This is a genomic window from Bacteroides sp. D22 (assembly GCF_000163675.1).
GTDB classification, from domain to species: Bacteria; Bacteroidota; Bacteroidia; order Bacteroidales; family Bacteroidaceae; genus Bacteroides; species Bacteroides xylanisolvens.
On sequence record NZ_GG774801.1, the window covers coordinates 216832 to 236907 of the forward strand.

A 20076-nucleotide genomic window follows, 5' to 3' on the forward strand; every position below is an offset into this window, starting at 1 on the left:
TGCGCTTTCTTATTCTTCATTCTTCATTTATCATTCTTCATTTAAATGATATATTGTGAACTGATAGATTCGTTATTCATTACTCGTTTGATTGTTTCAGCAAACATGTCGGCAATGCTTAACTGTTTCACTTTCGGGCATTTCTTAGCATAAGGGATGCTGTCAGTAAATACCATTTCTGTCAGGGCAGACTCTTGCACACGGAAAGAAGCCGGATCAGACATTACGCAATGACTGGCGATAGCGCGTACAGATTGGGCACCGGCTTCCAACATGATGTTGGCTGCTTTGGTGATTGTTCCTGCTGTGTCTACGATATCATCAATCAAGACAACGTTTTTACCTTCCACGTCACCGATGATTTGCATAGATGCTACTTCATTGGCTTTTTCACGTGATTTGTTGCAGAGTACCAATGGTACGCCGAGGTATTTGGAGAAAGTGCTGGCACGTTTTGAACCTCCTACGTCCGGTGTAGCAATAACCAGATTTTCCAATTGCAATGACTGGATGTAAGGGAGGAATACAGCTGATGCGTATAAGTGATCTACCGGGATATTGAAGAATCCCTGGATCTGGTCAGCATGCAAATCCATCGTAATCAGTCGGTCGATACCTGCAACAGACAGCAGATCAGCTACCAACTTAGCCCCGATAGATACACGAGGTTTGTCTTTTCTATCCTGACGAGCCCATCCAAAATAGGGGATTACAGCCACAACGCTCTTTGCTGATGCACGTTTAGCAGCATCAATCATCAGGAGAAGTTCCATTAAGTTGTCTGAGTTAGGGAAAGTGGATTGAACCAGGAATACATGTGCGCCACGAATTGACTCCTCGTATGAAACCGCAAATTCGCCATCGGCAAAATGGGTAATGTTCATATTTCCCAGAGGACAATCCAGGCTCGCGCAGATTTTTTCTGCAAGATATCTCGAGTTCGTTCCCGAGAATACCATAAAGGGTGCTTTTTCGCTCATTTTGTAATAGATGTTACCTATTTGTTAATTTGCCTGCAAAGGTAGGAATTTCTCTTATTATTTAGAAGGACTTATTGTATAAAAAATATTTTTCTCTCCAACTTATCGGAAATATTTGTAGATTTGCTTTCTGAAAACAGTTAATAGTCAAAAATGAGTTCACGTTTTCCTTTATATATAATAGGTATAGTGTTGTTTACCTCTTTTTTTTCGTGCACTGATATGGTGCCGACCAAAGAGGTGCGCCTGATTGATTCTTTAAACGGGAAAGCGTATACTTATCGTTATCGAAGCCTGGATTCTTCTTATAAGTATGCCAATGAAGCTTATCAACAGGTAAATTTTTATAAGTCGGGGAAAGCGGAGGCATCTAATAATCTCGGATTCTGTGCTTTTATGGCGATGGATTTTGACCGGGCGGAAGCGTTACATAAGGAAGTATATAAACTGACTAAAAATGAGCTTGAACTGTTGATTGCTGATATCGGACTGATGAAGATTTGTCAGCGGACAGCTATGAACAAAGAATTTTATGATTATCGTAATAGTGCGCTTCGGCGTATGAAACGTATTCGGGAAGAGAGTGATTTGTTTGCCGACCGCCACGAGGCACTTCGACTGGATTATGCTTTCACCGAATTTTTCATTGTTTCTTCTATTTATTACTATTATCTTCAGCAAAGGCAGGAAGCCATCGCATCTCTCAATCAGATCCCGGAAGATGAAGTATTGGCAGATACGAATCAGTTGCTTTATTATCATTATATCAAAGGATCGGCTTCATTGGTGGAAGCCACCAAGCCGGAGGACAGGAAAATGCGTGAGTTTGACCAACTATATATAACCTGGAGGACTGCGGTTCAGACTAATCATCCTTATTTCGAAGGAAATGGTCTGCAAGGGCTGGCTAATCTGATGGTTTCTTCCAACAACTTCGAACTCTTTCGAACAAGGAGGGGATACGCGCTGGATCAGTTTGGTTTTCCTGTAGATTCGCTTTTGCCTTTGCGAATGGCACAGCTTGCGCTTGAAAAATTCCGGGAGTATAATGATTTGTATCAGATTGCCGGTGCGTATGTGTCTATCGGTAAGTATATGAATGAGCACGGACGTTATTCGGAAGCATTGGATACGCTTACAAAAGCGTTAGATTGTGTGAACCAACACCATATGCTTTATTATCATCATGCAGTGGATACGTTGGACAAGCTGCGTATTTATGCGGAAGGAGATACGACATATACTGGAGTACCGTGGATTATGGAGGAAGACGTAAGGACGGTGCCTGAATGGATTTCGAGGATTCGGGAACAATTGAGTGTATCGTATGCCGGGCTTGGAATGAAGTATGCTTCTGATTACAACCGAAATATATATCTGGATATTCTGAATTATACCCGTCAGGATAAAGAGTTGGAGAGTCGTTATCTTTCGTTGGAATCCGATTCACGACAAATGACGCTTGTACTTTCTTTGGTTATTGCCGGACTTGTACTGGTGGTTATTCTTTGGTGGTTTTTCAATAAGCGATCTAAAATAAGGAATCAAGTAGATGTGGAACGTCTGCAACGGATACTGGCTCTTTGCCGGGACATCACTTCTTCTATACCAATGAATGTTCCGTTAATTCAACAAGGCATCGACCAACTGTTTGGGAAAGGGCGTCTTCAACTGGAAATTCCGGAGGAAGGAAAAGCGGCACTGGTTCCTTTGCATCGGTTGAACCGTGATGAAAAGGCGTTGGTGCACGTGCTTGAACCGTATATCGTTTGGGCTGCGGACAATGAGCAGATGGTAGAAGCGTTGAGTGACGAGCGGATGCAATTGGAAAAGCAACGATATGTTTACGAACAACATATCGCGGGAAATAAACGCCAAAATCTGATTAAGAAGGCTTGTCTGGCCATTGTGAATGGGATAAATCCTTATATCGACCGTATCTTGAATGAGGTGCATAAGTTGACGGAACGAGGATATATCGATCATGAAAAGATAAAGAAAGAGAAGTATCAATACATTGACGAGCTGGTAACTACGATTAATGAATACAATGATATTTTGGCTCTTTGGATTAAGATGAAGCAGGGGACGCTTAGCCTGAATATTGAAACGTTCGATCTCAACGAACTCTTTGAACTGTTAGGCAAAGGGAGACGTGCTTTTGAAATGAAAAATCAGAAGTTGGAAATAGAACCGACCACGGTTATGGTGAAGGCTGACCGGGCATTGACTTTGTTTATGATTAACACGTTGGCGGAAAACGCCCGAAAATATACTCCGGAAGGAGGAACAATCAAAGTGTATGCCCGTACTACGGATGCGTATGTCGAGATTTCCGTAGAAGACAACGGAAGGGGGATTTCCGAAGAAGATGTAGCTCGTATTATCGGTGAGAAAGTATATGACTCTCGTGTCATCGGAATGAAGAATGTAGCTGATCCGGAGGTTCTGAAAGAAAATAAGGGCAGTGGTTTCGGACTGATGAATTGTAAGGGAATCATTGAGAAATATAAGAAAACGAATGAATTGTTCCGGGGATGTGTCTTTGATGTAGAGAGTGAATTGGGGAAGGGGAGTCGTTTCTATTTCCGTTTGCCTTCGGGAGTGCGTAAAGCGATGGGAGTCTTGTTGCTTTGCCTGTTGCTTCCGTTTGGGGTGAGTTCTTGTCTGCATGATCCGATTCCTCCCATGTTGCAGGAGGGTGATTCGATAGTAGTGGTTACGGATTCTGCCTATGAGGATTTACTGGATGCAGCGTCGGATTATGCGAATGCTGCCTATTTTGCTAATGTGGATGAAAATTATGAATTTGCTTTGCAATATATAGATTCTGCTATACTCTTGTTGAACGAGCATTATGAGAAATATGCGCGTCCGGATCGTCCGCATCGGTATATGAAGCTGGTGGGGGAAGGAACGCCTGCCGAAATCAGTTGGTGGAACGAATTGTTTGATTCGGATTATCATGTGATTCTGGATATCAGGAATGAGGCGGCAGTTGCTTTTTTGGCTTTGAAACAGTTGGATGCATACAGTTACAATAATTCGGCATTTACGGATTTGTATAAGTTGCAGGGAGAAGATCAGACTCTTGAAGCATATTGCCGACAGTTGGAACGGTCGAATACGAATAAGACAGTAGGAATTATTTTATGTTTTGTTCTACTGATTGTTTCTTTGGTCGGATACTATTTCCTGTATATGAGAAAACGTTTGCAGAATCGTTTGAATCTTGAACAGGTACTTGAGATTAATCAAAAGGTATTTGCGGCATCTTTGGTCAGACCGCAGGAACAAGAAAATGCAGAGGCACTCCAACGGGAGGAAAGTACGCTTAAAGAAATCCCGCAACGTATTGTGGATGAAGCATTCGGTTCGGTGAATGAACTACTGACAATTGACCGGATGGGAATTGCCGTTTATAACGAAACGACACATCGACTGGAATACGCTTCTCGTCCCGGGCAGGAAATGCCGGAGATGGTAGAACAGTGTTTTAGTTCCGGAGAATATCTTTCTGAACAGCATCTTCAGGCAATTCCGCTGATGGTGGAAGCAGGAGGTGAACATCAATGTGTCGGTGTGCTTTATCTGGAACGCAGGGAGGGAACAGAACAGGAAACAGACCGGCTGCTTTTTGAACTGGTAGCGCGATATGTGGCTATTGTCGTATTTAATGCAGTGGTGAAACTGGCTACTAAATACCGGGATATTGAATCGGCGCATGAAGAAACACGCAGAGCTTCCTGGGAAGACAGTATGTTGCATGTACAGAATATGGTACTTGACAACTGCTTGTCGACAATTAAACATGAGACGATCTATTATCCGAATAAAATCAAACAGATTGTAGGGCGGTTGAATACACAGAAGCTTTCGGAAACGGAGGAGCGTGAAGCGGTGGAGACTATGACGGAATTGATTGAATATTATAAGGGAATCTTTACGATTTTGAGTTCGTGCGCTTCCCGTCAATTGGAGGAAGTCACTTTCCGGCGTACTGTGATTCCGGTGCAGGAGCTTTTGGACGCTGCCGGAAAATACTTCAAGAAATCAATGAAGAACCGTTCGGAGAGGATAGAACTGGAGATAGAATCGATGGAAGCGAAGGTGATAGGAGACGTGAACCAGTTACGTTTTCTATTGGAAAATTTGATTGATGAAGCATTGACTGTGCGTGAAGATGGGGTGATACGTCTGCAAGCACGTCTGGATAATGAATATATTCGTTTTCTCTTTACGGATACGAGACGTGAAAAGAGTGTGGAAGAATTGAATCAATTATTTTATCCGAATCTGGCACGTATGACTTCCGGTGAGAAAGGGGAGTTGAGAGGAACGGAATATCTGGTATGCAAGCAGATAATCCGCGACCATGACGAATTTGCGGGACGCAGAGGATGTCGTATCAATGCCGAACCGGCTGAAGGCGGAGGATTTACGGTTTATTTCACCATTCCGCGCCGATAAAAGGAGAACACATAAAAGTTATTAGATAAGAAACATGGAAGAACAGAAGTTTAAAGTTATTATCGTAGAGGATGTAAAACTGGAGTTGAAAGGGACAGAAGAAATATTCCGTCATGAAATACCGAATGCGGAAGTGATCGGTACGGCAATGACGGAAAGTGAGTTCTGGCCGTTGATGGAGGCGCAGCTTCCCGATTTGGTATTGTTGGATTTAGGACTGGGAGGTTCTACGACCATTGGTGTTGACATTTGCCGGAATATATTCAAACGCTACAAAGGAGTCCGGGTACTGATCTTCACAGGTGAGATTCTGAATGAAAAGTTGTGGGTGGATGTATTGAATGCCGGTGCCGACGGAATTATCCTCAAAACGGGAGAACTACTGACGAAAACAGATGTGCAGGCTGTGATGGACGGAAAGAAGCTGGTATTTAACTATCCGATTTTGGAAAAGATTGTAGATCGTTTCAAGAAATCTGTAGCCAACGATGCCAAGCGTCAGGAGGCGGTCATCAGTTATGACATTGATGAATATGACGAACGTTTTCTCCGCCATTTGGCATTAGGATATACGAAGGAGATGATCGCCAATCTGAAAGGGATGCCTTTCGGCGTAAAATCATTGGAGAAACGACAGAATGATCTTATCGGACGCCTTTTCCCGAATGGAGAACGGGTGGGAGTGAATGCTACCCGATTGGCAGTACGTGCACTGGAATTGCGTATTATCGATTTGGATAATCTGGAGCCTGACGAAGAATAAGTAATGGCAAGTAATACCTCTGGAAAGTAATGAAGAATAAATGGCGTATGCCCCATCCCGCTACGATGTTCCTTCTGCTGACAATGGCAGTGGTCTTTCTTTCATGGATATGTGATATCTATGGGTTGAAAGTGACATTGCCGCAGACAGGTGAGGACATTCGTGTACAAAGCCTGTTGAGCCCGGAAGGAATCCGTTGGTGGTTGCGGAACGCTATTAAGAATTTCACGGGCTTTGCTCCGTTAGGCATGGTGATAATTGCTATGTTTGGATTGGGAGTGGCACAACATTCCGGTTTTATTGATGCATGTATCCGCATGGGGGTGGGAAACCGACAGGAAAAGAGGAAGATCGTCTTGTGGGTGATTGTACTTGGCTTGTTGTCGAATGCCATTGGTGATGGTGGATATATCATTTTATTGCCTATTGCTGCTATGCTGTTTCAATGGGTGGGGCTTCATCCGATTGCAGGGATTGTTACGGCTTATGTTTCCGTTGCGTGTGGGTATAGTGCTAATATTGTATTGAGTACGATGGACCCGTTGTTGGCGCATACCACGCAAGAGGCTGCACTGGCACAAACGGGTTATCAGGGGAATACAGAACCTCTTTGCAATTACTTTTTTATGAGTGCTTCAACGGTGGCCATTACGGCTATTGTGTATTGGATTACTCAAAAATGGCTTCTTCCTACGTTAGGTAAGTATGAAGGCAGTATGAAGGTGGTGGCTTACCATCCTCTGTCTCGTAAAGAGCGGCGTGCCATTATGATTTCCATTGTTGTGGCAGCTATCTATGTGGCTCTTATCTTGTGGCTTACTTTTTCTTCTTATGGAATTTTGCGGGGTGTGAATGGTGGTTTGATGCATTCGCCTTTTATTGCCGGTATTTTGTTTTTGCTTTCTTTGGGAGCAGGTATTACGGGAATGGCTTATGGATTCAGTTCCGGACGGTATCGCACTGACAATGATGTGATTGAAGGACTTACGCAGCCAATGAAGCTTCTTGGAGTGTATTTCGTTATCGCTTTCTTCGCTGCGCAGATGTTTGCCTGTTTTGAATATTCCCATCTGGATAAATGTCTGGCGATTATGGGGGCTGACTTGCTTTCTTCGTTTGAACCGGCTCCTTTGTCTGCTCTTGTTCTGTTTATTCTGTTTACGGCATTGATAAATCTGATTATGGTATCTGCTACCTCCAAATGGGCTTTTATGTCTTTTATCTTTATCCCGATGTTTGCACAGATGGGAATTGCTCCGGATATAGCACAATGTGCTTTCCGTATCGGAGATAGTTCGACGAATGCCATTACTCCTTTCTTATTCTATATGCCTCTGGTGCTTACCTATATGCGGCAATATGATAAGCAGATTACGTATGGTTCATTGCTGAAATATACTTGGAGATATTCATTAGGCATCCTGGTTGTCTGGACATTGCTGTTTATCGTTTGGTATTTGTTGAAAATACCGATGGGATTGTAGGGTTAAGGAATGATTGCCGGGCTCCGGTTTATCTGATTGGAATTTTGTTTTTCTGAATTAATCGCTATATTTGCACCGTTCCTTAAAGAAAGACAACGAATGAATCTACCAGAAATCTCTGAAAATCTAATTGAACAGTTAAATCACGGTAATACAAAAGCATTTGATAAAATCTATCATACCTACTACCTTTATTTGTGTGCGATAGCTGTTTATTATGTGCATGACAAGAGGGTGGCAGGGGAGATTGTGAATGATGTCTTTGTCGCTTTTTGGCAGAATCGCCACCATATCACTCACCCGGCTCTTCCGTACTTGCGGCGTGCTATTCAAAACGCAAGTATTAGTTATCTGCGTTCTTCCTACTTCAACGAAAAACAGATGACGGAACAGATGGAAGAAATCTGGGCTTTTCTCGAAAATCATATTCTTTCTTCCGATAATCCTTTGCAGGCATTGGAGCATAGCGAAATGAATACCATCATCATGAAGAAGGTGGAGGAATTGCCAGCCAAATGCCGTGCCATATTTAAAGCAAGTTTGTATGAGGGTAAGACATACAGTGAAATTGCCGAGGAGCAGAATATTAATGTGACCACTGTAAGAGTACAGATGAAAATAGCATTGACTAAGCTACGCGAATCATTGGGTACTCCTTATATGATAGCTATTTTGATGTTTCTCTAAAAAAAATCGCTTTTCTTTTAAACGTTTCTTTTTTTATTGCGTATCTAGTTATATACACCCATAGAAAAAGTACGTTTATGAATGACTCTTATCATATAGAAGAATTGGAAATCCGGATAAGCAACTATCTGTCCGGTAACTGCACCGAAGAAGAGAAAGAAGCTCTGTTCGCTTATCTGGCTTCCAATGAAGATGCAGCTAAAATTTTCCGGGAGATGTCCGCAGTATGGGCTGTTTCTTCTGTGCCTGCATTTGCCAAAGTAGAGGATGCTAATTTATCACAGATAAAAGAAAAAATAGCCGCTGCTGAGATGAAACCTGTCCGTTCGCGGAAGATAGTTCCTGTGTGGCTGAAGGTAGCTGCTGCAATTATTTTGTTGTTGGGCTGTAATTACTTCTGGTACACTTATACTGAAAATCTTACGGAAGTATATACGAATGCGGATTCTCCTTATGAAATTAAAGTGCCAGCTGGTTCGCGGACGAATATTGTGCTTCCGGATGGAACAGAGGTTTCATTGAATGCGGGTTCTGTGTTACGTTATTGCCGTGGGTTCGGTATTCGTGAACGTGATGTTACGCTTGATGGCGAAGGATATTTCAAGGTGGCGAAAAATGAGAAGATTCCTTTCTTTGTAAATACGAATGGTGTACAGGTAAAGGTGGTAGGGACTGTTTTTAATGTACGCGCTTATGATGACGATAATTATGTAATGGTATCTTTGTTGGAAGGTCGTGTCAATTTAGCCACTTTGTCCGGTTCGGTAATGAAACTATTCCCTAGCGAACAGGCTTTTTACGATAAGAATACGGGCCGCATGGAGAAAATGAAATCAAATGCTAGTTCTGCCTGTGACTGGTTGGATGGTGGCCTGACATTTGAAGATGCTCCGTTTGCCGACATCGCACACCGTCTGGAGCGCAAATTCCAGGTGAAGATCAGTTTAGAGAGTGAACGTCTGAAAGCGGAACGCTTTTCCGGATGTTTCAATAGTAATCAAAGTATCAATGATATATTGGGAGAAATCAACGTTGAGAAGCAATATACATGGAAAGTTAGTGGAGACACTATCTTTATAACTGACAAGAAAAAGGAGGTAAAATAAGAAAAAGTAAAGTATGATTGGGAACTTAGTCGATAGATATATCGGCGGTTCAGCGTTGTATAGAAAGATATTATGTTAACCTTTAATAGTGAAAAATATGAGATTAATAGTAAAAAGAATATTATTAATGCTTCTGCTTTTGTCTGTAGGAAACGTTTTGACTGGTGGTTTCCAGCTATCGGCACAGGAACAAAGTAAGCGATTCAGTGTGAAAGTAGATAATATTACTTTGAAAGAAGCCATTGAAGTAATAAAGAAGCAAGGCAATTACTCTTTCCTGATTCGTAATAATGACATTGATTTGAATAGGAAAGTCTCTGTGAATATAAATAACGGTACTATTAATGATGTGATGGGACAATTGCTGGCCGGTACGGACGTCAGTTATGAAGTGAACGGACCCCGGGTGATTATGTTCCATGCAGTGACACCGCAGAAAGAACAGGAAAAAGCGTTTGTCTTAAAAGGTAGAATCACTGATCCTACAGGTGAAGGGGTGATTGGGGCAAATGTGAAAGTGGTCGATTCTACGGAAGGTACCATTACGGATATGGATGGCAATTTTTCTTTGATGGTTACTCCGAATGCCCGTTTATCCATATCGTATATCGGCTATGCCACACAGGAAGTGGTGGTGAAAGATCAACGTCCTCTCAATGTAACTTTGAAAGAAGATACTCGGTTAATAGACGAAGTAGTAGTTGTTGGTTACGGCGTACAAAAGAAAGCGAACCTGACAGGTGCGGTGAGCAGTGTGAAGATGGATGATGTTTTAGGTGACCGTCCGGTGGTGTCTGTGAGTGACGCTTTGAAAGGGGCAATGCCCGGCTTGCAGATTACAGGTAATTCAGGAAGACCCGGTGAAGAAATGAGTTTCAACATTCGTGGTGTCAACAGTTTGGATAAGAATGGGAAACCGCTGGTGCTGGTGGATAACGTGGAGATGGATATTAATATGCTCGATCCGAACGATATTGAATCGGTGACTGTTTTGAAGGATGCGGCATCTTCTGCTATTTACGGAGCACGGGCAGCTTTCGGTGTGATTTTGATTACTACAAAGAAAGGCTCGGATGCAACTAAACTCTCTATTAATTATTCAAATAACTTCTCTTTTAGCAGACCTGCCAATATGCCTCATAAGGCTACTCCGCTCCAAACGGTACAGGCTTATAAGGACATGGGGACAATCAATTATCAAAGTGGTCAGAACGTAGATACCTGGTTGGGACTTTTGAAGGAATATAATGCTAATCCGTCTGCATATCCGGATGGTTATGCAATGGTGGACGGGCTGCGTTATAGCTTGGCAGAAACTGATCTTTTCGATGATATGATGGAGACTGGTTTCCAGCAAACTCATAATATTTCGGTAGGTGGCGGTACGAAAGATATTTCTTATCGTTTCTCCTTCGGTATGGTGAATGAAAATGGGGTACTGGCTTCGGATAAAGATACGTACAAGCGTTACAATGTGTCTTCTTATCTCCGTTCAGATGTGTTTTCATGGATTACTCCGGAATTGGATATTAAATATACGAACTCTAACTCCTCTCTGCCGGAAACTTCCGGAGGATATGGTATATGGGGAGCAGCAGTCGCATTTCCTTCTTATTTTCCTACTGGAACAATGAATATTGACGGCGAAGAATTACCGATCAATACTCCTCGTAACTTGATTGATCTGGCATATCCGACAACTATTCAAAAGAATAATCTTCGTATTTTCGGAAAGGTTACGATCAGTCCTTTGAAGAATGTGAAGTTGATTGGTGAGTATACATTCAATCATCTAAGTAACGAGAAAACGAAATTTGAGAAGAAGTTCTATTATGCACATGGAGGTAACTTTGTGAAAGAGGTTTCCACTGCCAATTCCAAGTATGAATATTCCAATGGTATTACGGATTATAATGCATTGAACTTCTATGCTAACTATAACAACTCATGGGGCAAACATGATGTAACGGTGATGGGAGGTTTCAATCAGGAGAGTAGTGATTATCGTTATGCTGAGATGTCGCGTATGAATATGATTAATGAAGATCTGCCATCTATTTCGCAGTCGACAGGTGATTATTTTGCTAAAGACAAATTTGAACGTTATACGGTAAGAGGGTTATTCTATCGCATTAACTATTCGTTTGCCGGCAAGTATTTGCTTGAAACGAACGGACGTTATGACGGTTCTTCCAAATTCCCGAAGAATAGCCGTTTCGGTTTCTTCCCTTCGGTTTCCGCCGGATGGCGTATCAGCGAGGAAGCGTTTATGAAACCTTTGAACTCTGTTCTTTCGAACTTGAAATTGCGTGGTTCTTGGGGTAATATTGGAAATCAGAGCATCACTCCTTACGCATATATTCCCGGTATGGATGCGGAACAGGCTTATTGGACTGTTTCCGGTATTAAAGTTACTACTTTGAAACCAGCTGCTTTGGTTAGCAATAGCTTTACTTGGGAAAAAGTAACGACAATTGATGTCGGATTCGATCTTGGGCTATTGGATAACAGATTGAATATGGTGTTCGACTGGTATCGTAGAGATACTAAGGGTATGCTTGCTCCGGGCTCTGAACTTCCGGGTGTATTAGGTGCAAGTGCCCCTTTACAGAACACGGCTGACCTTCGTTCTAAAGGTTGGGAAATCTCGGTTGACTGGAACGATCAGATCGGAAAAGTGAAATATAGCATAGGCTTTAATCTTTACGATGCGAAAACAAAGATTACTAAATACAACAACGAAACAGGACTGTTTGGCAAGGACAAGAACGATAATGAAACATATCGCGTAGGAATGGAACTGGGTGAAATTTGGGGGTATGTGACCGATCGTTTGTACACAGTAGATGATTTCGATGCAGATGGCAAACTGAAGCCGGGTATTGCTAAAGTGGAAGGTTATAATCCGAATCCGGGAGATATATTATATAAGGACTTGGATGGTAATGATATTATCAACAGTGGTACCAGTACAACGAAAGATCCGGGAGACCGTAAAATCATTGGTAATAATACCCGGCGTTATCAGTATGGTATTCATGGTAGTGCAAGTTGGAACGGTTTTTCTCTGTCATTCTTGCTACAAGGAGTTGGTAAACGAGATTTGTGGGTGATGAACGATCTGTTTTATCCGCATTATGATGCTTGGACTACCGTTTATGATTCACAGTTGAATTATTGGACTCCGGAAAATACGAATAGTTATTTCCCCCGTATTTATGAGAAAGCGGCCGGAAATACAGATGCCAATACACGTGTACAAACTCGTTATCTACAGGATGGATCGTATTTAAGTATTCGTAATATAACGCTTTCTTATAATTTCCCGTCTAAGTGGATGAGTAAGATTGGAGTTAATAATTTGGCTGTGTTCTTCAGTGGTGAGAATCTTTATACGTTCGACCACTTGCCGAAGGGACTTGATCCGGAACGTTCTGTCACGGATGATTTAGGACAACGTGGTTTTACCTATCCGTATATGAGACAGTATTCGTTCGGTATAAACCTTTCATTCTGATTGTTTCACAACTTAAAGAGTAATTATTATGAATAAATATATACTATGTGTAAGCGTTAGTCTTTGTTTGTTGATGTCGTCTTGTCTAAATGACGAATTTCTGGAGGTTTATCCCAAAGGACAGCAAACAGAAGCATCGGTCTTTACTACCTATGACAACTTTAAAACGTATACATGGGGATTGTATAACGTGTTCTTCGGATATACGTATGATACAGGGCAAACGGATGAAATTTTCCGTGGTGATTTTGAATCGGATAACATGATAAAAGGATTGGATGGATATGAAGGTCAGTGGGCATATCGCAAAGCAAAGGCTACGGATGAGTCTAAAGATTGGGATTATGATTATATCCGTCGTGTTAACCTGATGCTCGATAATATTGATCATTCGGAAATGAGTGAAACCGAGAGGGAGCATTGGAGAAGTGTGGGATATTTCTTCCGTTCTTATAAATACTTTCAGATGCTTTCTAAATTTGGTGATATTCCTTGGGTAGAGCATGCTTTGACTGAGGAAAGTCCCGAGCTTTATGGAAAACGTGATAGTCGTGACTTGGTGGCTTCCAATATTCTGTCTAATTTGAAATATGCGGAAACACATATTGGCAGTAATATCGAAGCGGATGGGAAAAATACAATTAATATGTATGTGGTGAAAGCTCTTATTTCCCGTTTTGCTTTATTTGAAGGAACTTGGAGAAAATATCATGGTTTGTCGGGAGCGGATACTTATCTGGAAGAATGTGCCCGTGCTTCTGAAGAGGTGATTAAGCAATATCCGAATGTGCATCCTAAATATGATGAGTTGTTTAATTCGGAAACACTGGATGGGGTGACAGGTATTCTTTTGTATAAGGCTTATGAAACCGGACAGTTAATGCATGGTTTGACCCGTATGGTGCGTACAGGTGAATCTTATATTGAGGCAACGAAAGACGCGGTAGACAGTTATCTTTGTACGGATGGACGACCGGTTAGCACGACGACTAGCCGTTATGGGGGTGATAAGAATATGTATGGACAATTCCGTGATCGTGATTACCGGTTGTATTTGACGATCTGTCCTCCATATATGGTGAAGAAAGAAAACGGACCCAGTACGGCTGATTGGAAATATACGGATAATGCACAGGACAGGGAATTTATGGATTTAATGGCTACGATTTCCGGTGAAACTTATCATCGTTTGCCGTCTTCCAACTTTAAAGGATTCACCGTGCAAGGACAACCTCACTTTAAGAATATGAACTGGGGACAGGGCTGGAACGCTTCCCAAATGGGCTTCTGGGTATGGAAATATTATAATACACATACTGTAGCTACCAACGCGAATGGGGTGAATACAACAGATGCCCCGCTGTTCCGTATAGGTGAGGTGATGGTAAACTATGCCGAAGCGATGTGCGAATTGAACAAGTTCGACCAGGCTGCTGCGGATAAGTCTATTAACAAACTTCGGGCAAGAGCTAATGTGGCGAAAATGGTGGTGAATGATATTAATGATGCTTTTGATCCGAAGCGTGATCCTTCCGTTCCTGCTCTTTTGTGGGAAGTGCGTAGAGAGAGACGAGTTGAATTGATGGGCGAAGGTTTCCGTTTGGATGATTTGCGCAGGTGGAAGAAAGGAGACTATGTTAACAAACAACCGCTGGGTGCCTATGTGACAGGGGCTTCGGCCAAGAATTTGAAAGTAACGGGTGGTGCAGGTGCTGATGAAGGATATGTTTATTTCTTTGATACCCCGCTTGGATGGCAGGAACATTATTATCTGTATCCGTTGCCTTTGAAGCAATTGGCGTTAAATACGAATTTGGAACAAAATCCGGTATGGACAAAGTAATTTTAAATTGAAATGATGCACAAGACCTGTAATATTTTAGTATATTGCAGGTCTTGAAAATTTAAGGTAGAAAATGAAAAATAGAATATCAATAAAATATGCGTTTTTTTGTGGAACAGCTTGCTGCATCTCATCTATACTACGTGCACAACAGGATGCATCCCAAATGAATGTGCTTTTTATAATGGCTGATGATATGCGCCCCGAACTGGGGTGTTACGGGGTAGATGTAGTGAAAACTCCTAATATGGACCGTTTGGCGGCAAGTGGCGTCTTGTTTCAGAATGCGTATTGTAATATTCCTGTGAGTGGGGCATCCCGGGCTAGTTTATTGACGGGTGTATATCCTCATTACCCCGATCGCTTTATTAGTTTTTCCGCCTATGCCAGCAAAGATTGTCCCGAAGCAATACCTATTTCGGGATGGTTCACCCGGAATGGTTATCATACTATTTCGGACGGCAAGGTGTTTCATCATATCAGCGATCATGCGGATTCGTGGAGTGAGCCTCCTTACCGGAATCATCCGAATGGATATGATGTATATTGGGCGGAATATAATAAATGGGAACTTTGGATGAATTCGGAATCGGGAAAAACGATTAATCCGAAAACGATGAGGGGACCTTTTTGTGAATCTGCTGATGTTCCTGATACTGCCTATGATGATGGGAAACTTGCAAACCGAGCTATTCGTGACTTGAAAAGGATGAAGGAGGCTGGCAAACCTTTCTTCTTGGCTTGTGGTTTCTGGAAACCTCATTTGCCGTTCAATGCCCCAAAGAAATATTGGGATTTATATAAACGGGAGGAAATACCTTTGGCTACCAATCGTTTCCGACCTGAAGGATTGCCGGAGCAGGTTCGTAATTCGAGCGAGATATATGCGTATGCACGGGTTGCGGATACGAGTGATATTGACTTCCAGCGGGAGGTAAAACATGGATATTATGCTTGTTTGAGTTATGTGGATGCACAGATTGGCAAGGTATTGGATGCATTGGATGAACTGGGATTATCGGATAATACAATTGTGGTTTTGTTGGGAGATCATGGCTGGAATCTGGGAGAACATGATTTTATAGGTAAACATAATCTGATGAATACTTCTACTCATGTACCGTTGATTGTCCGTGTGCCGGGAATGAAAAAAGGAAAAACAAAATCGATGGTGGAATTTGTTGATTTGTACCCGACTTTATGTGAACTTTGTAAACTGCCTGTTCCCGCTGAACAGCTAAGCGGGCAAAGCTTTGCCGGGGTTTTCAAGAATCTGAAAGCTAAGACGAAAGGTGAAGTCTATATTCAGTGGGAAGGAGGAGATAATGCCGTTGACCGGCGTTATAGTTATGCGGAATGGATGAAAGGCGACGTGAAGAAAGCCAGTATGTTGTTTGACCATCGGATTGACGGGAAGGAAAACAAGAATCGGGTCGATGAAAAAAAATATAAGAATAAGGTTGAATCATTATCTTCTTTTATCAGAATAAAGAAGTCATCATTAAAGAAATAATATGAAAACAGTTTTATTACAGTCCAGCCGTTTGGTATCGGTTGTTTTACTCATGCTTTACGGAATGTCGATGTTTGCCCAGCGACAGGATATCTTGCTAAATAATGATTGGAATTTCCGGTTTTCGCATCAGGTACAGAAGGGAACAGAGGTAAGAGTTGATTTGCCTCATACTTGGAATGCGCAGGATGCTTTGTCCGGTAAGATAGACTATAAACGGGGAATTGGTAATTATGAGAAGAATTTATTTATTCGTCCCGAATGGAAAGGAAAACGTCTTTTTATTCGTTTCGAAGGAGTGAATAACATTGCAGATGTGTTTATAAATCGTCGTCATATAGGTGAGCATCGTGGGGGATATGGAGCTTTTATCTTTGAGATCACAGGAAAGGTGGAATATGGAAAAGAAAACTCTATATTAGTACGGGTGAATAATGGTGAACAGTTGGATATTATGCCTCTGGTCGGTGACTTTAATTTTTACGGAGGTATTTATCGTGATGTACATTTGTTGATTACTGATGAGACGTGTATTTCTCCTTTGGATTATGCTTCCCCCGGAGTACGTCTGATACAGGATAGTGTGAGCCATCGGTATGCTAAGGTACGGGCTATTGTTGATTTATCAAACGGGAGTAGTGGTAATCAGGAAGTGGAGCTTAACGTACGCCTGTTAGATGGTCAAAGGGTGGTGAAAGAAGGAACAAAGAATGTGAATCTTTCTGGAAACGAAGTAATGCAGCAGGAACTTACATTTGAAATCGATCAGCCTCATTTGTGGAATGGTCGTCAGGATCCTTTCCTTTATCAGGCAGAAGTGACTCTTTTCCGGAATGGTCAGATGGTAGATCGTGTTACACAACCGTTGGGACTTCGTTTTTACCGGATCGACCCTGATAAAGGTTTTTTCCTGAATGGAAAACATTTGCCTCTTCAAGGCGTTTGCCGTCATCAGGATAGGAGTGAGGTGGGCAATGCGCTGCGCCCGCAACACCATGAGGAAGATGTGGCATTGATGTTGGAGATGGGAGTGAATGCTGTTCGTTTGGCGCATTATCCGCAGGCTACTTATTTTTATGATCTGATGGATAAAAATGGTATTATTGTATGGGCTGAAATACCTTTTGTGGGTCCTGGTGGATATAATGATAAAGGTTTTGTGGATTTACCTGCTTTCCGTGCCAACGGAAAAGAGCAGCTCAAAGAACTGATTCGTCAACATTATAATCATCCTTCTATTTGTGTATGGGGGCTGTTTAATGAGTTGACGGAGTTGGGAGATAATCCGGTTGAGTACATCAAAGAATTAAATGTGCTGGCACATCAGGAAGATACTACCCGGCCTACGACCTCCGCAAGTAATCAAATGGGAGATTTGAATTTCATAACGGATGCTATTGCTTGGAACCGTTATGATGGATGGTATGGTGGCACTCCCGCTGATTTGGGGAAATGGTTGGATCGAATGCATAAGGATCATCCGGAAATATGTATTGCTATCAGTGAATATGGTGCCGGCGCAAGTATTTACCATCAACAAGATTCGTTGGTTAAAACTGTACCAACCAGTTGGTGGCATCCTGAAAACTGGCAGACGTATTATCACATTGAAAACTGGAAAACAATCTCTTCCCGTCCTTATGTATGGGGGAGCTTTGTCTGGAATATGTTTGATTTTGGCGCTGCACATCGCACTGAAGGAGACCGTCCCGGAATTAATGATAAAGGTTTGGTTACCTTCGACCGGAAAGTTCGTAAAGATGCTTTCTACTTCTATAAGGCCAACTGGAATAGGGAAGAACCAATGCTTTATTTAACAGGCAAACGTAACACAGTACGTACACAACGTTTGCAAACAATTACTGCTTTCACGAATCTGTCAGGAGCCGAATTGTTTGTAAACGGTAAGAGTTATGGTAAAGCAATACCGGATTCGTATGCTATTCTGGAATGGAAAAATGTGGAACTAGAACCTGGTGAAAATGAAATAAAGGTTGTTTCCACTAATAAGAAGTTACCTTTGAGCGATAGTTTTCATTGTAGATTGTGATAGGTAGTTTAAATGATAATCGGAAAGAGCACTGTAAACAAAGTAGGTTTGCAGTGCTTTTTTTCTAGGGGTTTCTCTTTTGGGAGATAATAATCCTTCCTGAATCTATAACAGCGGATAATGATACTCCAACAGTATAACAGATCATATCTGACCATAGAAAACCATGTCCAAAGATTAATGCTCCAAGTGTGGTGTTTCGTACAGTATTTGCCCAGTCTGCTTGGTATAGTTGGCTAATTTCTATACAATAAGAAAATAATAAGGAAATAACAATGGTCTTGAGTATAGATAATGACGGGAAAAGAAAGCGTATTCCACAATACACCATGGCTGCCCAAAGCGTATCGCCTGAATACTCTGCGATAAATTCGGGCAATATATCACCATGTTTTCGGGAAGCCAATCCTAACACTATAATTGCGGAAGTAATTGCTAAATAAATCCAACGTTTGTTTTTCACGCAGTAATGTTTTAGTATGGTGCAAATTTATAAAATTAAGTTGGATAACTTGGCAGGATGGATCAAACTCTGATAAAAACAGATTTTATTTACATACTAAACTTTTCGTTCTTTTGAAATGTTATAAGGTCGTTCGAGCTTTATCTCGATAAATGTGTTCATAACCAACCGATTTACGCAATTGTTGTGGAAACGGCTGCAGTTGGTCACTTAAAAAGTTAGTAATTAAAATAATAGAGTTATGAAGAATCTTTTTCGACCGTTGTTAGTACTGACAGGATGTATAGTATTGGCGAGTTGTGTAAGTCAGAAGCAATTTAAAGGTTTAAAAACTGATTATACAAAGTTGCAAAAAGAATATCAGGAAAGTCAATTGCAGCTAAGAGAAAATCAGGCACGTTCAACAAGTCTTGAGGAGAGACTTGCCGAAGCGCAGCGGAATAATAGTGAGTTACGCAAGAGCTTGTCCGATATGCAAAGCATCTTGAATAAGAGTCTTACACAGAGCTCTCAAGGGAATATGAATATGGGTAAGTTAATAGATGAGATCAATGCTTCAAACCGTTTCATCCAGCATTTGGTTAAAGAAAAGAATAGATCAGACTCTTTGAATCTCGTAATGGTCAATAAACTTACCCGTTCGCTTACCCGTGAAGAGATGCGTGACTTGGATATTAAGGTATTGAAAGGTGTTGTATATATTTCCTTAGCAGATAACATGCTTTATAAATCAGGAAGTTATGAAATTAGCAATAAAGCAGAGGCTGTGCTTAGTAAAATAGCCAAAATCATTCAGGACTACAAAGATTATGATGTTCTGGTAGAAGGAAATACAGATACCGATCCGATATCTCGTACGAATATACGTAATAATTGGGATTTGAGTGCGTTGCGTGCTTCATCTGTTGTTCAGGCATTACAGAATATTTATGGTATAAATCCCAAACGCCTGACTGCTGCCGGTCGAGGTGAATTTAATCCGGTAGCCGGTAATGATACGGCAGAAGGAAAAGCTCGTAACCGCCGGACCGAGATTATTATAACTCCTAAACTGGATCAGTTTATGGATTTGATAGATCAGGCTCCTGATAATTCTTCATCAGGTATAATGGGGGATGAGAATACAAAAGAGTAAAGGAAATATTTCCATCTAGGGCTAATAATAAAGCGATGAATTTGAATTCATCGCTTTATTATTAG

At 41.6% G+C, this 20076-nt stretch carries 12 protein-coding genes; 10 read left to right on the top strand and 2 right to left on the bottom strand.

Annotation, left to right across the window (positions count from 1 at the left end; translation table 11 throughout):
- Window positions 1-41: 41 nt before the first annotated feature.
- On the bottom strand, window positions 42-980 hold the full coding sequence (locus tag HMPREF0106_RS16225; protein ID WP_008022499.1) for a ribose-phosphate pyrophosphokinase: 939 nt from the start codon (window positions 978-980) through the stop codon (window positions 42-44).
- Window positions 981-1133: 153 nt separating this feature from the next.
- Here HMPREF0106_RS16225 and HMPREF0106_RS16220 point away from each other — a divergent pair, with 153 nt between their 5' ends.
- The 9 genes from HMPREF0106_RS16220 (at window position 1134) to HMPREF0106_RS16180 (ending at window position 18413) form a co-directional block, all read left to right on the top strand.
- Complete coding sequence (locus HMPREF0106_RS16220; protein WP_083787894.1) at window positions 1134-5450, top strand: DUF5113 domain-containing protein; 4317 nt, start codon at window positions 1134-1136, stop codon at window positions 5448-5450.
- Between the two features lie 34 nt (window positions 5451-5484).
- Window positions 5485-6213, top strand: a complete 729-nt coding sequence (locus tag HMPREF0106_RS16215; RefSeq protein WP_004317459.1) for a DUF5932 domain-containing protein — start codon at window positions 5485-5487, stop codon at window positions 6211-6213.
- A 29-nt stretch (window positions 6214-6242) separates the two neighbouring features.
- Window positions 6243-7697, top strand: coding sequence for an AbgT family transporter (locus HMPREF0106_RS16210; RefSeq protein WP_004325842.1), 1455 nt, complete (start codon window positions 6243-6245; stop codon window positions 7695-7697).
- Window positions 7698-7796: 99 nt separating this feature from the next.
- Entirely contained in the window at window positions 7797-8384 is a 588-nt protein-coding gene (locus HMPREF0106_RS16205) for an RNA polymerase sigma-70 factor (RefSeq protein ID WP_004308903.1), read from the top strand.
- A 77-nt stretch (window positions 8385-8461) separates the two neighbouring features.
- The gene (locus HMPREF0106_RS16200; RefSeq protein ID WP_004295831.1) at window positions 8462-9490 is read left to right on the top strand and encodes a FecR domain-containing protein; all 1029 of its coding nucleotides are present in this window, start codon (window positions 8462-8464) and stop codon (window positions 9488-9490) included.
- A gap of 127 nt (window positions 9491-9617) precedes the next feature.
- The gene (locus tag HMPREF0106_RS16195) at window positions 9618-13007 is read left to right on the top strand and encodes a TonB-dependent receptor (RefSeq protein ID WP_032851196.1); all 3390 of its coding nucleotides are present in this window, start codon (window positions 9618-9620) and stop codon (window positions 13005-13007) included.
- Window positions 13008-13035: 28 nt separating this feature from the next.
- Entirely contained in the window at window positions 13036-14850 is a 1815-nt protein-coding gene (locus tag HMPREF0106_RS16190; protein WP_009039567.1) for a RagB/SusD family nutrient uptake outer membrane protein, read from the top strand.
- Between the two features lie 73 nt (window positions 14851-14923).
- Window positions 14924-16363: a sulfatase gene (locus HMPREF0106_RS16185; protein WP_009039568.1), complete on the top strand. Its 1440-nt coding sequence runs from the start codon at window positions 14924-14926 to the stop codon at window positions 16361-16363.
- Between the two features lies 1 nt (window position 16364).
- A complete protein-coding gene (locus HMPREF0106_RS16180) occupies window positions 16365-18413 on the top strand; it encodes a glycoside hydrolase family 2 protein (protein ID WP_009039569.1) in 2049 nt (682 codons plus the stop codon).
- A 64-nt stretch (window positions 18414-18477) separates the two neighbouring features.
- Here the strand turns inward: HMPREF0106_RS16180 and HMPREF0106_RS25820 are convergent, their stop codons facing one another.
- On the bottom strand, window positions 18478-18876 hold the full coding sequence (locus HMPREF0106_RS25820) for a DUF2809 domain-containing protein (protein ID WP_004295836.1): 399 nt from the start codon (window positions 18874-18876) through the stop codon (window positions 18478-18480).
- Between the two features lie 241 nt (window positions 18877-19117).
- Here HMPREF0106_RS25820 and HMPREF0106_RS16175 point away from each other — a divergent pair, with 241 nt between their 5' ends.
- On the top strand, window positions 19118-20011 hold the full coding sequence (locus HMPREF0106_RS16175) for a flagellar motor protein MotB (RefSeq protein ID WP_004295837.1): 894 nt from the start codon (window positions 19118-19120) through the stop codon (window positions 20009-20011).
- Window positions 20012-20076: the final 65 nt, after the last annotated feature.

What these genes read in the sequence shown, in the direction of transcription:
- HMPREF0106_RS16225 (WP_008022499.1), bottom strand. Translation starts at nt 980, where the DNA reads ATGAGCGAAAAAGCACCCTTTATGGTATTCTCGGGAACGAACTCGAGA.
- HMPREF0106_RS16220 (WP_083787894.1), top strand. Translation starts at nt 1,134, where the DNA reads ATGAGTTCACGTTTTCCTTTATATATAATAGGTATAGTGTTGTTTACC.
- HMPREF0106_RS16215 (WP_004317459.1), top strand. Translation starts at nt 5,485, where the DNA reads ATGGAAGAACAGAAGTTTAAAGTTATTATCGTAGAGGATGTAAAACTG.
- HMPREF0106_RS16210 (WP_004325842.1), top strand. Translation starts at nt 6,243, where the DNA reads ATGAAGAATAAATGGCGTATGCCCCATCCCGCTACGATGTTCCTTCTG.
- HMPREF0106_RS16205 (WP_004308903.1), top strand. Translation starts at nt 7,797, where the DNA reads ATGAATCTACCAGAAATCTCTGAAAATCTAATTGAACAGTTAAATCAC.
- HMPREF0106_RS16200 (WP_004295831.1), top strand. Translation starts at nt 8,462, where the DNA reads ATGAATGACTCTTATCATATAGAAGAATTGGAAATCCGGATAAGCAAC.
- HMPREF0106_RS16195 (WP_032851196.1), top strand. Translation starts at nt 9,618, where the DNA reads ATGCTTCTGCTTTTGTCTGTAGGAAACGTTTTGACTGGTGGTTTCCAG.
- HMPREF0106_RS16190 (WP_009039567.1), top strand. Translation starts at nt 13,036, where the DNA reads ATGAATAAATATATACTATGTGTAAGCGTTAGTCTTTGTTTGTTGATG.
- HMPREF0106_RS16185 (WP_009039568.1), top strand. Translation starts at nt 14,924, where the DNA reads ATGAAAAATAGAATATCAATAAAATATGCGTTTTTTTGTGGAACAGCT.
- HMPREF0106_RS16180 (WP_009039569.1), top strand. Translation starts at nt 16,365, where the DNA reads ATGAAAACAGTTTTATTACAGTCCAGCCGTTTGGTATCGGTTGTTTTA.
- HMPREF0106_RS16175 (WP_004295837.1), top strand. Translation starts at nt 19,118, where the DNA reads ATGAAGAATCTTTTTCGACCGTTGTTAGTACTGACAGGATGTATAGTA.